The organism is Lentzea sp. NPDC020367 (genome assembly GCF_044387305.1).
GTDB lineage: Bacteria > Actinomycetota > Actinomycetes > Mycobacteriales > Pseudonocardiaceae > Lentzea.
The window spans coordinates 1,368,974-1,383,383 of record NZ_JBIRVV010000001.1; the positions used below are offsets into that span (position 1 = coordinate 1,368,974).

17 protein-coding genes are annotated in these 14,410 nt (G+C 69.1%); 7 read left to right on the forward strand and 10 right to left on the reverse strand.

What is annotated here, in order from left to right; genetic code table 11:
* Positions 1-8: 8 nt before the first annotated feature.
* A complete protein-coding gene (locus tag ACH413_RS06385; protein ID WP_360036868.1) occupies positions 9-452 on the forward strand; it encodes a hypothetical protein in 444 nt (147 codons plus the stop codon).
* On the opposite strand, the gene ACH413_RS06390 is transcribed toward ACH413_RS06385, so the two are convergent.
* The 9 genes from ACH413_RS06390 to ACH413_RS06430 form a co-directional block, all read right to left on the reverse strand.
* A complete protein-coding gene (locus ACH413_RS06390) occupies positions 433-1,530 on the reverse strand; it encodes a hypothetical protein (protein ID WP_360036870.1) in 1,098 nt (365 codons plus the stop codon). The genes ACH413_RS06385 and ACH413_RS06390 overlap by 20 nt on opposite strands.
* 14 nt (positions 1,531-1,544) lie before the next feature.
* Positions 1,545-2,378 (reverse strand): alpha/beta hydrolase, encoded by an 834-nt coding sequence (locus ACH413_RS06395; RefSeq protein WP_360036873.1) that lies wholly within the window; start codon positions 2,376-2,378, stop codon positions 1,545-1,547.
* 63 nt (positions 2,379-2,441) lie between these two features.
* The gene (locus tag ACH413_RS06400; RefSeq protein ID WP_360036876.1) at positions 2,442-3,230 is read right to left on the reverse strand and encodes an SDR family oxidoreductase; all 789 of its coding nucleotides are present in this window, start codon (positions 3,228-3,230) and stop codon (positions 2,442-2,444) included.
* Positions 3,231-3,241: 11 nt separating this feature from the next.
* A complete protein-coding gene (locus tag ACH413_RS06405; protein WP_360036879.1) occupies positions 3,242-4,567 on the reverse strand; it encodes a M20/M25/M40 family metallo-hydrolase in 1,326 nt (441 codons plus the stop codon).
* A gap of 19 nt (positions 4,568-4,586) precedes the next feature.
* A complete protein-coding gene (locus tag ACH413_RS06410; RefSeq protein ID WP_360036881.1) occupies positions 4,587-5,477 on the reverse strand; it encodes a glutaminase in 891 nt (296 codons plus the stop codon).
* 26 nt (positions 5,478-5,503) lie between these two features.
* Complete coding sequence (locus tag ACH413_RS06415; RefSeq protein ID WP_360036884.1) at positions 5,504-6,097, reverse strand: DUF6801 domain-containing protein; 594 nt, start codon at positions 6,095-6,097, stop codon at positions 5,504-5,506.
* Positions 6,098-6,240: 143 nt separating this feature from the next.
* Positions 6,241-7,398, reverse strand: coding sequence for a helix-turn-helix domain-containing protein (locus ACH413_RS06420; protein WP_360036887.1), 1,158 nt, complete (start codon positions 7,396-7,398; stop codon positions 6,241-6,243).
* A 58-nt stretch (positions 7,399-7,456) separates the two neighbouring features.
* On the reverse strand, positions 7,457-8,125 hold the full coding sequence (locus tag ACH413_RS06425) for a GAP family protein (protein ID WP_360036890.1): 669 nt from the start codon (positions 8,123-8,125) through the stop codon (positions 7,457-7,459).
* Positions 8,122-8,688: a TetR family transcriptional regulator C-terminal domain-containing protein gene (locus ACH413_RS06430; protein WP_360036893.1), complete on the reverse strand. Its 567-nt coding sequence runs from the start codon at positions 8,686-8,688 to the stop codon at positions 8,122-8,124. The genes ACH413_RS06425 and ACH413_RS06430 overlap by 4 nt, the downstream gene beginning before the upstream one ends.
* Before the next feature lie 80 nt (positions 8,689-8,768).
* Between ACH413_RS06430 and ACH413_RS06435 the strand changes: the two genes are divergently transcribed.
* The 6 genes from ACH413_RS06435 to ACH413_RS06460 all read left to right on the forward strand — a co-directional run bounded on the left by ACH413_RS06435 (position 8,769) and on the right by ACH413_RS06460 (position 13,465).
* A complete protein-coding gene (locus ACH413_RS06435; RefSeq protein WP_360036896.1) occupies positions 8,769-9,173 on the forward strand; it encodes a hypothetical protein in 405 nt (134 codons plus the stop codon).
* 18 nt (positions 9,174-9,191) lie between these two features.
* Positions 9,192-10,067, forward strand: coding sequence for a LysR family transcriptional regulator (locus ACH413_RS06440; RefSeq protein ID WP_360036899.1), 876 nt, complete (start codon positions 9,192-9,194; stop codon positions 10,065-10,067).
* A 68-nt stretch (positions 10,068-10,135) separates the two neighbouring features.
* Positions 10,136-11,020 (forward strand): ABC transporter ATP-binding protein, encoded by an 885-nt coding sequence (locus tag ACH413_RS06445; protein WP_360036902.1) that lies wholly within the window; start codon positions 10,136-10,138, stop codon positions 11,018-11,020.
* Positions 11,017-11,724, forward strand: coding sequence for an ABC transporter permease (locus tag ACH413_RS06450; protein ID WP_360036905.1), 708 nt, complete (start codon positions 11,017-11,019; stop codon positions 11,722-11,724). The genes ACH413_RS06445 and ACH413_RS06450 overlap by 4 nt, the downstream gene beginning before the upstream one ends.
* A complete protein-coding gene (locus tag ACH413_RS06455) occupies positions 11,697-12,863 on the forward strand; it encodes a histidine kinase (protein ID WP_360036911.1) in 1,167 nt (388 codons plus the stop codon). The genes ACH413_RS06450 and ACH413_RS06455 overlap by 28 nt, the downstream gene beginning before the upstream one ends.
* The gene (locus ACH413_RS06460; protein WP_360036914.1) at positions 12,860-13,465 is read left to right on the forward strand and encodes a response regulator transcription factor; all 606 of its coding nucleotides are present in this window, start codon (positions 12,860-12,862) and stop codon (positions 13,463-13,465) included. The genes ACH413_RS06455 and ACH413_RS06460 overlap by 4 nt, the downstream gene beginning before the upstream one ends.
* Here the strand turns inward: ACH413_RS06460 and ACH413_RS06465 are convergent.
* Positions 13,462-14,382 (reverse strand): squalene cyclase, encoded by a 921-nt coding sequence (locus ACH413_RS06465; protein ID WP_360037275.1) that lies wholly within the window; start codon positions 14,380-14,382, stop codon positions 13,462-13,464. The genes ACH413_RS06460 and ACH413_RS06465 overlap by 4 nt on opposite strands.
* Between the last annotated feature and the right edge of the window lie 28 nt (positions 14,383-14,410).

The window sequence follows — 14,410 nt, forward strand, 5'->3', positions numbered from 1 at the left end:
TCTGGGTCATGGAGCTCGTGCCGCACGAAGTCGGGGTCGCTCACAGCGCACTGCCGCACGACGAAACGTCCGCCCGTGCCCTGCTCGCCGAAGCCGCGGCGCAGGGCCTGCACACAGTGGTCGTCACCGCCGAGGAAGGTGACGAACGCGCCATAGCCGTCCTGCGCGAACTCCGCGCGGAATGGCACACCGAGGACGGCCGGGTCACCGCCCAGCTCGACACGGACGCCGAGGGCCAGCTGGCCCACCTCTGGGGTCTCACGGCGGAGCAGCGGGCCGGGTGGCTCGCCGCGTTCCCCCGCCACGACGACCCGAACTGGTGGATGCACCGCCTCCTGGTGCTCAACCACCACCCGGAGTGGGCGCCGCTGAAGGACTGGCTGGTCGACGAGCACGTCCGGCTCTTCGGCCGGCCGCCGGGAAGGCGCAGGTCTAGCGCGGCAGGCCGCTGAAGTCCGGTTGGTGGAACCGCTGGATCCAGGGGATCGGGTCCTCCTTCGGGGTGTCCCGATCCGGCTGGACCGCGGCGAACGTCAGCACCGGCACCCTCGGCACGCCCACCGCGATCACATCACCGTGCGTCCCGGCGATCCACATGACGCCGGTGTCGGCGATGTTCGCCACCACGTTCAGGTCCGGGATCACGAACTGAACGAGCGCGAGCCCGCCGGGCATCTGCGCCAGCCCGGCGACGTTCTGGTTGGACTTCCACGGGAACAGCGTGATCGCCACCGGCGTCCACTGCGCCGAGTTCTCGACGGCCTTCACGGCGTCGCGGTACCAGCGGCTGATCTCGATCGCCGTCGGGACGCCCAGCAGCCCTAGCGCCGTCATGAGCCCGCCCACGGCCAGCCCGGCCGGGGCGAGCGGGAACAGGCTGAGCAGGACCAGCACTCCCCCGAGTCCCGCGGGCACGGCCGCCCACAACCACGACCGAACGCCCCACCACATGCCCTTGTAGGCCTTCATGGTGGCCGCGTCGTCGAGCGGCCTGCCCAGCGGACGTTCGACGCGCTCCCGTGCCGGATGGTCCTCAGCCTTACCGACCTTGGCGTTCTCCAGCTTCGCGAACCCGGCCGCCCTGACAACGGCCTTGCCGGACGCGTCAGGACCGCAGACGAAGACCTCCTGCCGTTCCAGCACCATGTCCGGCAGGTCCTGGAACCAGCCCTTCAGCACCGTGCCGTCGCCGAGCAGCAGACGGTCATGCAGGTCGTCGTCCTGCTTCTCCACGACCGTGGCCGGGACTCGTCGCCACGGCTGCTCGAGCAGGCCGCGCCGCAGGGCCCTGGTCTCCGACCGGTACATCAGCGGGCCGAGCCCGAACAGGAACGTGACCAGGAACAGCACGACCATCGCGCCGACGTTGCCGGGTGTGGTGGCAAGGAACAGGCAGGCCACGCCGAAGGCGCCCGTCACGACGGCGATGCCGCCCAGCGTCGTCGCGCCCCAGCGCAGGTCCTGCAGGATCAGGCCGGTGGACCAGTCGTCCTTCGCGGGCACGTCCGTGCGCGGTTCGAGGTACTGCACGCACCAGCCCCCAGCTATGCCTTCGCGGCCACCTCGCGGATCAGGTTCGCGAGCTCCGCCGGTCGTTCGAGCGGAAGCATATGTCCGGCGTCGGCCAGCACGACCGACGTTCCGCCGAACTTCACGGCGTCGGACTCGGGCACAAGCCGGTCCTCGTCGCCCACGACGGCGACCACGGCCTTCTCCTTGGCCACGGTGAGCCCGGCCTCGCGGTCGTAGCGGTCGACGGCGGGCCGGAACAACGCGATGGTCTCCGGCCAGTGCCCCCACACCATGTCCGCGGTCAGTTCCACGTCCTCGGCGGCCGGCTGGTCGCCGAACAGCCACCACCGCAGCCCGGCGGTCTTGGTCGGCTCGATCTTCTCCCGCACCGCGCGCACGATCGGGCCGAACGCCCGTTCCAGCTCCCGCACGAGCTTGCCGACCGCCTTGGGCCACGCGAGCGTCGTCTCGGACATGCCGCTCGCCGCCGTGGACACGAACACGTTGCCCAGCACCCTCTGCCGGAACAGCCGCGGCCGGCGTTCGGCCATCGCGAGCGCCGCCATGCCGCCCATCGAGTGCCCGGCGATGACGATCTGCCCCTGCGGCACCGCGCGTTCGATCAGTTCGCCCAGGTCCTCCCCGAGCTGGTCGATCGTGGCGGTCTCCTTGGACGCGCCGCCCGACTTGCCGTGACCGCGGTGGTCGTAGGCGATGACCTGGAAGTCCTGACTCAGCTGCTCGACAACCTTGTGCCAGCTGCGGTGGTCGAGCGCGTAGCCGTGCGCGAGCACGACCGTCACGGGTGCCTCGGGATCCCCCGCGCGCATCACGTTGAGCTCGGTCCCGTCCTCCAGCCGCACCATGCGCTGTCCTTTCGCCGTGTCGTCTGTTCGTCCTAACGAGACAACCCGGTTCCAGGACACGCCCTAAATGCGGCCGAGCACCACTTCGGGCGGCATCTTCCCGCCACCGACGCCCGGCACGCCGCGGAAGTCGTACGCCGTCGCCCTCCCGCCGGGCTGGATGATCCAGGCCTCCCCCGGTTCGCCCTGTGCCAGCACGGTCTGCAGCGCCTCGGCGACGTCGGACGGCGTCAGCAGCGGGAAGGCGACGGAGTTGAACTCCTCCTTCGCCGCGCCCAGCAGCAACGTGTCGACGAACCCGGGACACAGCGCGGAGACCGTGATGTTGTCCCCGGCCAGTGCCTTGCCCGCCGCCCGTGCGTACCCGACGACCGCGTGCTTGGTCAGCGTGTACAGCGGATCGGCGGGCATGGCCGTCAGCCCGGCGAGCGACGCCGTGATCACGATCTTCCCGCCGCCCTGCCGCCGCAGCGCGGGGACGGCGGCGCAGAGCCCGTAGACGACGTGGTCGACGTTGACGCCGACCAGCTTGCGGTAGCGGGCGACGTCCAGGGCGTCGTCCACTCCGGTCTGCCCGCCACCGATCCCGGCGTTGAGGAGCACGACGTCGAGGCGTCCGAACTCCTTCTCGACCTGCTCCACGACCGCGGGCATGGTCTCGGGATCGGCGACGTCACCGGCGATGGCGATGCCGCCCACCGCGGACGCGACCCGGTGCGCGCCGGCGGCGTCGAGATCGAGCACCGCCACCTGCGCGCCGAGCTTCGCGAGCCGGTGCACGACGGCGGAGCCGATGCCCCGCGCTCCGCCGGTGACCAGCGCGACCTGACCGGTCAAATCCACAGTGGACACGACACCACTCCTCAGCTGTTGCGCAGGAATCGGTCGAGAACCCGGACGCCGAACTTCAGGGCGTCCACCGGCACGCGCTCGTCCACGCCGTGGAAGAGCCCGGAGAAGTCGAGGTCGGCGGGCAGCTTCAGCGGCGAGAAGCCGAAGTTGCGGATGCCGAGGGTCTGGAACGACTTGGCGTCCGTGCCGCCGGAGAGCATATACGGCAGCACGCGGGCGCCAGGGTCCTCGGCGAGCAGCGACGCCGTCATCGCGTCCACCAGTGCGCCGTCGAACGTCGTCTCGACCGGCGGCAGGCCGACCCACTCCCGTTCCACGTCGGGTCCGAGGAGCTCGGCGAGCTCGCGGTCGAACGCCTCCTCGCGGCCCGGCAGGATCCGGCAGTCCACAGTGGCCTCGGCGGTCGACGGGATGACGTTCGCCTTGTACCCGGCGGAGAGCATGGTCGGGTTCGCGGTGTCGCGCAGCGTCGCGCCGATCATCCGCGACAGCGCGCCGAGCTTGCCGATCGAGCCCTCGATGTCGTCGTCGGGGAACTCGAGGCCGGTGATCTCGGTGACGCCGTCGAGGAACTCGCGCACGGACGGGCGGATGATCAGCGGCCACTGGTGCTGGTCGAGCTTGGTGACGGCGGCGGCGAGCTTCGCGACCGCGTTGTCGCGGTGGATCATGCTGCCGTGGCCGGCGGTGCCCTTCACCCGCAGCTTGAGCCAGCGGATGCCCTTCTCGGCCGTCTCAACGAGGTACGCGCGGACGTCGTCCTTGAGCGTGATCGAGAAGCCGCCGACCTCGCTGATCGCCTCGGTGACGCCCTCGAACAGCTCCGGCCGGTTCTCCACCAGCCACTTCGCGCCGTAGAGGCCGCCCGCCTCCTCGTCGGCGAGGAACGCGAACACGATGTCGCGCGGCGGCACGACGTTGTTGCGCTTGAAGTGCCGGGCCAAGGCCAGCGTCATGCCGACCATGTCCTTCATGTCGACGGCGCCGCGGCCCCACACGTACCCGTCCTGCACGGCCCCGGAGAACGGGTGCACCGACCACTCGGAGGCGTCGGCGGGCACGACGTCGAGGTGACCGTGCACGAGCAGGGCGCCACGGCTGGGGTCGGCCCCTTGCAGGCGCGCGACGACGTTGCCGCGGCCCTTGGCCCCGGACTCCACATAGGTCGTCTCGTAGCCGACCTCGGAGAGCTTCTCCGCCACCCACTCGGCGGCTTTGCGCTCCCCCACGACCGTCGCGGGATCACCCGTGTTCGTCGTGTCGATCCTGATCAGCTCACTGACGAGGGTCACGACCTCGTCTTCCGCCAGTGCCAGTGCGTTCCCCGTTGTGCTCACCCCGTCTTCCTACCATCAGTCAGAACACTGACCAGCCCGTGGACGTGGTGAATCGGTCCAAGGCGTCCACGCCCGCGAGAGAGTTGCCCCGCGCGTCCAATCCTGGGCTCCAGACGCAGATCGCGCACTTCCCGGGGACGACGGCGATGATCCCGCCGCCGACACCGCTCTTGCCGGGCAGGCCGACGCGGTAGGCGAACTGGCCGGCGGCGTCGTAGGTGCCGCACGTGAGCATCACGGCGTTGACGCGTTTCGCGCCGCTGACGCCGAGCAGCCGGGTGCCGTCGTTGCGGACGCCGTGGCGGGCGAGGAAGAGGGTGGCGCGGGCAAGATCAGCGCAGCTCATCGCGATCGAGCACTGCCGCACGTACTCGTGCAGCACGACGTCGACGGGGTTGCGCATGTTGCCGTAGGAGGCCATGAAGTGCGCGAGCGCACGGTTGCGGTCGCTGTGGTCCATCTCCGACTTGGCGACCTCGGGGTCGACATCGATCCGCGGGTTGCCGCTCTCCTGGCGCAGGAACGCGAGCAGCCGGTCGGCGGCGCCGAGGCCGAGGTGGTCGGTGACGACGACGGCGCCCGCGTTGATGAACGGGTTGCGCGGGATGCCCTGCTCGGTCTCCAGCTGGACCAGCGAGTTGAACGGTGACCCGGACGGCTCACGGCCGACGCGGGTCCACACGTCGTCGTTCTCGGCGAGGGCCAGAGCGAGCATGAACGCCTTGGAGATGCTCTGGATCGAGAACGGCCTGTCGTAGTCCCCCGCGCCGAAGACCTCGCCGTCCAGGGTGGCGACGGCGAGGCCGAAGGCGTGCGGGTCGATCCTGGCCAGTGCGGGGATGTAGTCGGCTGAGGCGCCACCTGGCGTGACCTCTGAGGTGATGCGGTCCACCAGTTGCTGGAGCTCCATGCCGTCATCCCATCACGGGATGAGCCTTACGCCACCGGGAACTCGTGGAACTTGGTGGCCTGACCGGCCTTGACCGTGCAAGGCGAGTTGACGGTACCGATCCACGTCGGGTCGCCGTTGGCGTAGCGGGGCGTCAGCGCGAGCGTCGCGTTGCCCAGCGAGATCGACGCCGTGCCCGCGTTGGCGAGCGTGAGCGCCGGCAGCGTGCCGGTGGCGACGACCTGGAACGTGCCCGAACCGGGAACCGCGGTGTTCGGGATGGTCGACGTCGCCGTCAGGTTCTGGACGCTGCTCCCGTTGGTCACCGTGATGCTGGTGCTCAGCGTGCCGTCGACGGAGCGGCCGCCGATCCACCACAGCGTGTTGCGGATGTCGTCCGACACGGTGGTGGTCACCGTGGTCGAGGCCGCCGCGGTCGGCACCCCGACGGTGGCGGAGTCCGGCGCGTCCGGCGAGGTGACCACGGTCGGCATGTCGTGCGTGCCGGTGATCGAGAACTCGCACACGTAGGTGATGTTCAGCGAGGCGGTCGCGGCGGAACTGGTGCCGGCCGTCGTCACGCTCAGCGCTCCGGCAACCAGAACGACGGCGGCGGCGCGCGCGAAAAGTCCGGTCTTCATCTGCAGGGACCTCCTGAGTACGTCATTGAACTGCAAGAAGGCGGTGTTGCTTTACTCGCCAGTAAAGTAGCCAGCTTTGATTCGGCAAAGCAAGCAAAAACCGTCTTTTGTCACCCGCGTACGAAATGACTTCCGGCCGTTTGTCAGTCGCGCAGCAACAAATAGTGCGCGCGCAGGGCCAGTTCGAGGGTGAACCGTTCCTCGGCGTCGTGCATTCGGTCTCCGAACAGTTCGTCCAATTGGTTCACGCGGTACCGCACGGTCTGCGGGTGGACCTTCAGCCGGGCGGCGACCTCGGGCGCCCCACCCCGTGCCGACAGCCACACCAGCAGCGTCTCGGCGAGCTTGGTGCGTTGCAGGTCGGTGAGCGGGGCCAGCGGCGCCAGCGCCCGTTCGGCGAGCTGCCTGGCCAGGAACTCGTCCGCGAGCACGGTCAGTTCGACGAGGTGGTCGGCGCAGTCCAGCACGGGTTTGTCGGGCAGCACCTTTTCGTGGGAGAGGGCGAGCACGCGGCGTGCGCAGGCCAGTGACCTGGGCGCGTCCTGCGGCGGCACCGGCAGGCCGACCGCCGCGCGCCACCCCGGCAGGGCTCCGCGCAACCAGCGCGGCACCGCGGCCGGGTTCGGCACCAACAGGTACGGGGTGGCGTCCTCGAAGTTGACCAGCACGTCGGCCGGCAGGTCGTCCGCGGGCGCGGCGGACGGCTCCAGCGCGACGGCCACGAGCCGGTCGGGCATCGGCCAGGACGCCGCCCTCGCCGCGTCGAGCACGGCCTGCCAGTTGTTCGCGGGATCGCCGACGAGCAGCTCCATCAGCTTGCGCCGCTTGCGTTCCAGCGTGCCCGCCGCGCTCGCCTGGGCGGCGGCGTATCCCTCGACCGACAGGCTGACCAGTTCGTCGACGTGGGCGATCATCGCCTCACCCAGCACCGACATGAGGCGCAGCGACAGCTCGCGCCGCTCGGCGAACCCGCAGACGTGCCGCCACGCCACCCGCGCGCCGATCCGGTAGGCGGCCTGGAGGCTGTCGAGGCTGCGGCCGGACTTGAACTCCCACGCGCCGAGCTTGCGGTGGATGTCGTCGTGCGGATCGGGCTCGGAATCCGGCGCGGCGATGCGGTCGACGAACTTCACCAACGCCTGCCGGATTCCGTCCACCACGTTGTCCCGGAACGTGCTGTATTCCGGAATAGATTTCTCGATCGCCTCGAAAATGCTCACCGAAACGGGCGCCACTTCCATTCGGAGCAACGGCGCCAGTTCGCGCGGGACCGATCTTCTCGGATCGTCCAGCCCAGTCATCCTGGCGAGTGTAGGAGGAAAACGAAACCGGGTCGTTCAGCCAACTGGACCAAATGGTTCACAGGAGGAACAGCCGGGCGACGGCATCGCGTGCGACCAGGAACCCGGCGATGCCGAGAATCCAGCCCGTCGCGCTCGCCCCCTTCTCCGCGAACCAGGTGCTGATCCTCGTGAGGAACGGCTCGATCCTCGCCCGCAACGCGAGCCGCCCGCCGAGCAGCAGCAGCGCCGGCACGATCATGACCAGGCAGTATCCGGCGAGCAGCAGCCCGATCTGGCCCGCGTTCAGCTCGGCGGCGCTCATCATCCCGATCGCGCCCAGGTACGGCAGCATCGTCGCGAGCTCGACCACACCCGCCAGCACCGCGACACCGGCGAGCGCCGTCGCGGACCCGTTGGCGTTGATGCGGTTCTGCCACTTCCCCGTGTTGGTCTTCTTCTTGCTGTCGAAGCGGAAGCTGATCGCGAACAGGGCCACGCCGATCACCAGCTGGATCCAGTAGGCCACCTGGTTGTCGAGGTGGCCGGCAAGTTGCGTGGCGCCGAGCACGATCACGATGCCGACGGCGAAGTAGAAGACGGTGATCGTGCCGAGGTAGACGGCGAACCTGCTCAGTTTCAGCCGCCCCGGCGTGAGCATCAGCCAGATCGGGATGAACAACGTCCCGATGCTCGTCGAGTCGAGCAGCGCCAGGCCTGCCAGCGCCGCCACCAATCCCAGTGTCACGTGCTCCCCCACAGTCGTTCGAGGTGGCGCGCGATCACCCGCCGCGCCGTCTCCTCCGTCATCACCTCGGGCTCCAGCGCACGTTGCGCCGTCACCCCGTCGACCAGTGCCGCGAGCCCGACGGCCTCCCCGCCGTCCAGGCCCGCGCCTTCCAGCACTTGCCGGCACAGATCCCTGATCTGCTGCGCGCCTTCCACGTGCCGTTGCAGCAACACGGGATTCGCCGCCGCACGAGCCGCGAACGCCAGCCACACCCGTGCGCGTGCCGCGTCCTCCACGAGCCCGATGGCGCACAAGGCGCCGTGCAGGCGGTCCTGGAGACTCCCCTCCTGCTCCAGGACCGCCTGCACACGTGCGGTGAGCTCCTCCACGAGCTGGTCCTGCGCGAACAGCAGCAGCTCGTCCTTGCTGCGGAAGTACTTCTGCAGCAGTCCCGTGGTGGCGTTCAGCTCCCTGGCGATCCTGGGCAGGCTCGCCGCGTCCAGCCCCTCGGCGTCGACCACCCGGTAGAGGGCATTGACCACCTGCCGGCGCCGTTCGACGGGATCCGCGTGTTTTGGCACGACCGTTAGATTACGACCTTAATCTGATCACGGCAACTCCCTTGCGCAACCTCGGGACGGCACGAGGCGTCGAACACGTCGTGAAGCGTTGGATCTGGGCGGCGTTGGCCGCGGTTCCGGTCGGGGCGGGCGCGATCTGGTGGGCGTTGCCCGACACCACGGACGTCGCGGTGATCACCGCGATCAACCCCGACGGCACGGTGCAGTGGGTCGACGGCGAGATCCGGCGTGCCGAGGAGAACAACACCATGGTTCACGAACTGCCCGGTGAGACGCGGGTGTCGCGGCTCGCCGACGACGTGGTCATCTTCCTGCCGTTCGGGTGCGGTGAGCCGCAAGGCCTCACGCTGACATGGACCGGGATGGGCGCGATCGAGTGCACGCGCTCGGAGTTCCTGGCGAAGGCCGACCCGCCCTACGCACCGCGGCTGACGTTCAACGGCGACGGGGAGATCACCGAGATTCAGGGGCGATACCACCCGTAGCCCGTATACATCTGGTCCATGGACCTGACTGCGGTTCCGCTGGTGGCGTTGCGGGTGTTCCAGGAGGTGGCCGAGCGGGGCTCGCTGAGCGCCGCGGCCGCCGCGCTGGGCTACACGCAGTCGGCGGTGTCCCGGCAGATCGCCGCGCTGGAACGGGTCGTGCGCGCGCCGTTGCTCGACCGGCAACGTGACGGCGTGCAGCTGACCGACACCGGGCACGTGCTGCTGCGGCACGCGGGGCTGGTGCTCGCGCAGCTCGACGCGGCCAGCCGTGAGCTGTCCGGGCTGCCGGCGACCGCGGGCACCGTTCGGCTCGGCTGGTTCACCAGTGCGGGCGGCACGCTGGTCCCGTCGGCGCTGGCGTCGTTGCGGCGCAGCCATCCGGCGTTGACGGTGACCACGCGCGACGGCACGACAGCTTCGCTCGTTCGTGCTTTGCGGGCGCGCACGGTCGACATCGCGGTGCTCGCGTGCGAGCCGCCGTTCCCTCCGCTGGACGACGAGACGCCGGCGTTGCGGACGAAGGTGCTGGACGAACGCGAGCTGCTGCTGGCCGTGCCGTCGACGCACCCGTTGGCGCACAAGGACTTCATCGACGTGGCCGACCTGCGCGGCTGGGCGTGGATCGCGGGACCGCCCGGTTTCGGCGTCTGGCCGGGGCTGGACGAACGGGTGACCGTCGCGCACATCGCGCGGGACTGGCTGGCGAAACTCCAACTCGTGGCGTCCGGTGCGGGCATCACGACGTTGCCCGAGCCGTTGGCCACCTTGGTCCCGCAAGGCGTTCAGGTCATCCGGGTGCGTTCGAAGGAACGGCAGCGCATCGTCGTCGCGTGGCTGAACCTGTCCGAACCGGCGTCCGTGGTGCTGGACGCGCTCGTGCTCCGCGCATGACATCTGTCATGGGGAACTGATGTGGGACCGCACTGCCGGTGACCCTGTTTCCCCGAGATCGTTGGGTCATGACAGCGATCGAGGTGCGGGGGCTGACTCGCCGGTACAGCGGAGGGTTCGAAGCTGTGCGGGGCGTGTCCTTTGACGTGGAGCGGGGCGAGATGTTCGCGCTGCTCGGCACGAACGGTGCAGGGAAAACCTCGACGGTGGAGGTCGTGGAAGGGCTCTCACGTCCGGCTGAGGGGTCCGTACGTGTGCTCGGCCACGACCCGTTCAGCGAGCGCGCCGCCGTGCGGCCGCGGATGGGCGTGATGTTGCAGGAAGGCGGTTTCCCGCCGGACCTGACGGTGAGCGAGGCCGCGAAGATGTGGGCGGGGACCCTGACGTCGCCGCGGCCGGTGGACGAGGCGTTGTCGCTCGTCGACCTGGCGCATCGGGCGTCGGTGCGGGTGAAGCAGCTGTCCGGCGGGGAGCGGCGGCGGCTGGACCTGGCGCTCGCGTTGCTGGGCAAGCCCGAGGTGCTGTTCCTCGACGAGCCGACCACCGGACTCGACCCGGAGAGCCGGCGCAACACGTGGGAGCTGATTCGTTCTCTGTTGCGCGAGGGCGTGACCGTGCTGCTGACCACGCATTATCTGGAGGAGGCGCAGGCGTTGGCCGACCGGTTGGCGATCATGCACCGCGGCCGGATCGTGGCGCAGGGAACCGTGTCCGAGGTCGTGGACGCGTACCCGTCACGGATCTCGTTCGTGCCGCCTGCTGGTGTCCCGCTGCCGGTCGTGGCCGAGGTGGAGTCGTCGGGCCGCGTGACCGTGCGGACGAACGAACTGCAGTCGACGCTGCACGAGCTCCTTGCGTGGGCTCATCAGAACAACGTGGAACTGTCCGGTTTGGACGCCCGGTCGGCGTCTCTCGAAGAGGCGTTCCTGGCGATCGCGGAGGAGGCGGCATGAGGGCCGTGGCCATCGGGCAGGCCGAGCTGAAGTTGTTCTGGCGCAACCGGACCGCGCTGTTCAACTCGCTGCTGCTGCCGTTGTTGCTGGTGCCGGTGCTGATCTCGGTGGACGCGGAGGGCGTGCCGCTGGTCGTCGGGCTGATCGGGTTCGCGCTGCTGATGGCGGTGTACTACAACCTCGTCACCACGTTCGTCGCCCGGCGCGAGGAGCTCGTGCTCAAGCGCCTGCGCGTCGGCGAGCTCACCGACCCGGAGATCCTGCTCGGCGCGTCACTGCCGTCCGTAGTGGTGGCAGTGGGTCAGATGGTGCTGTACTGCGTCGTCGTCGGAGTGATCACCGGCGTCGAACTCCCGTCGCGGCCGTGGTTCCTGCTGCTCGGCGTGCTCGGTGGCGTCGCGGTCTTCACGGTGCTCGCCGCGGTGTCCTCGGCGTTCACCCGAACCGTCGAGATGGCGCAGGTGACGTCGTTGCCGGTCCTGATGGCGTGCCTGTTCGGCTCCGGCCTGATGTTCCCGCTCTCGGCGCTGCCCGAGGGACTGGCCGCAGTGCTCAAGTACCTGCCGCTGACGCCGGTGCTCGAGGTGCTCCGCGCAGGCTGGGCGGACGGCCCCGTGCTCAAGCCGTTGATCGTCCTGGCGGTGTGGATCGTCGTGGGCACCTACGCTGTGCAGCGGTGGTTCAGGTGGGATCCCCGGAGGTGAACTTGCTCGGCTGGTGGCGGTCCCGTGGCAGCGCGGCGCGGTTCGACCTGTTCGTGCGCTACACGTTCTACCTGAGCTACGTGTTCCTGCCGCCGTTGCTGATCACCGGTTTCGCCAACGAGGTCGGCACCGTCGGGCTGATCGTCCTGATCACGACGGTGCTGGCCTACGTGGTCGCGAGCATCCGCCTGGTCCACCTGGGCATCGAGTACCACCTCGACCGCACCCCGTTCCCCCGCCGCCTGCTGACGGTCTACCTCGTCGCCACCGCCGTCGTGCTGGCCTTCGGGCAGGTCTTCTACCCCGACCCGTTGCCCGGCAAGCCCGACAGCCCTGGCGACGGCATCTCGGTGATCTTCCTGGTCCTGGCGATCACCACCCTGTCGGCCGTGCTGCGCCCGCGCACCCTCGTCCTGCTCGCCCTCGCGGGCGGCCTCTGGATGCTCCTCACCGCACCGCCGGGCCACGCCCTGTTCATCAGCCTGATGCTGCAGTTCCTGGTGGGCGCGTTCCGTTCGACCCTGTGGATGCTGCGGATCGTGTGGGAACTGGACCGCAGCCGCGACGTGCGCGCGAACCTCGCCGTGGCAGAAGAACGCCTGCGCTTCGCCCGAGACCTCCACGACGTGGTGGGCCGCAACCTCTCCGCCGTAGCCCTCAAAGCAGATCTGGCGGCCCAGCTGGCCCGCCGCGACCGTTCCGCCGACGCCATCGACGAGATGCTGGAAGTCCGCCAGATCGCCCAGGACTCCCTGGACGAACTCCGTGCCGTCGTCAGCGGCTACCGCACGGCAGACCTCTCCGCGGAACTCGCCGGCGCCCGCTCGCTGCTCGCCTCCGCCGGCATCGACTGCAGGGTGATCGGCGACGTGACGTTCGACGGCGAGCCGGCGGGCGCCCTGGGCTGGGCCGTCCGGGAGGGCGTGACGAACGTCCTGCGCCACAGCGAGGCCAGCACGTGCACGATCACACTGCGAGGCAGGAAACTCACCATGACCAACGACGGCGCCTCCTCCGCACCGTTCCGCTTCGGCAGCGGCCTGACCGGCCTGCGCGAACGCGTGGCGATCCTGGGCGGCTCCGTGACAGCGGCCCCAGAAGCTCCCCATCGCTTCGTCCTGACCGTGGAGCTCCCGTGATCCGCATCCTGCTGGCCGACGACGAACACCTCATCCGGGGCGCCATGGCGGCCCTGCTGTCCCTGGAAGACGACCTGGAGGTGGTGGCCCAAGCCGCCACCGGCAAAGAAGCCTTGGCCACAGCCAGGGTGGTCCGCCCGGACGTGGCCGTGATCGACCTGCAGATGCCGGACCTGGACGGCGTGGCGGTAGCCCAGTCCCTCGCCGTGGAACTCCCCACCTGCTCCACGATGATCGTCACCAGCCACGGCCGCCCAGGCCACCTCAAACGAGCCCTGGCCGCAGGCGTAAGGGGTTTCCTCCCGAAAACCGTCTCGTCAGACGTCCTGGCCACAGTGGTCAGAACCGTCCACACAGGAGGCCGCTACGTGGACCCAGCCCTAGCAGCCGAAGCGATCAGCGCCGGCGACAGCCCACTAACACCACGAGAAGCAGACGTCCTGGAACTGGCCCTAGAGGGCGCCCCGATCGAGGAAATAGCCCGCCGAGCCTCCCTCTCCCCAGGCACAGTCCGCAACTACCTCTCCTCAGCCGTGGGCAAAACCGCAGCCGCGAACCGCCACGAAGCGGCCCGCTTCGCCAGGGCAAAGGGCTGGATCTAACGATCCCACCACTCCAACACCCGCAGGGCATAAAACGTGAGCCACTTGGACGGCTCCCCAGCAGGCACATCAACCTCGAACCACACCCGCCCAGGATGCCGACCAGCCTGCAACCAGGTCCCATCCGCCTGCCGAGCAGCCCTGATCATCTCAACGGCCTCAGCCATCCGAGGATCCTTCCGCCCCGCCTCCCGGAAGTAGTCCATCGCGTTCAACACGCTGTACCCCCACCGAAACGGCGACCGGAACTCACTAACCCAAGCCCCCACAACCTCCTGAGTGGACAACCGCTTGTAGAGGTCCCGAACAAGCAGGTACTCCTCCCCCACAGCCCGCGCACGCCGACTCTCCACCGTCCCCCCGGTGGCCAACTCGTGAGCCAACAACCCCTTCAACGAGTTGAGCGTCGAGTGAAACGAAGACCGCGTGGACCCCTCAACCCACTCGCAGTTCCACCCACCGTCCTCAAGCTGATGCTCCACAAACCACTCAGCAATCCCCTCGACATCAGCCCCAAGCCACACCCCGTTGGCCAACGTCCAGGAGTTGATGCAGCAGTCAACCTCCCCACTCCAGTAGGGCAGATCCTGGTACTCCCACCGACACCCGGCCTCAAGAAGCCCAACGGTCCCCTCAAGCGCGGAATCGTCGACCCCCCACTCCCGCAACGAGGTCAACGACCAGGTGGTAGCCGTCCACGGCTGCCCAACCTCAGCTGCCCCGTCAAACCCAGCGGGAAAGAAGGCCCCACCGGCCCACATCCCATCGTCCCCCTGCGCAGCCAACAGCCGAGCCCCAAACCCCTCAGCCGCGACAAGCCCCCGAGTCTCCCGCCACACCGCCTCAGGCGCCCCAACCAGATCCCGCTCAACCTGCCACCGCAACGCCGGATCGGACTCAAGCAACCACCCAGTCAACTCAGCCACGCCCGACCTTAACCCCGCC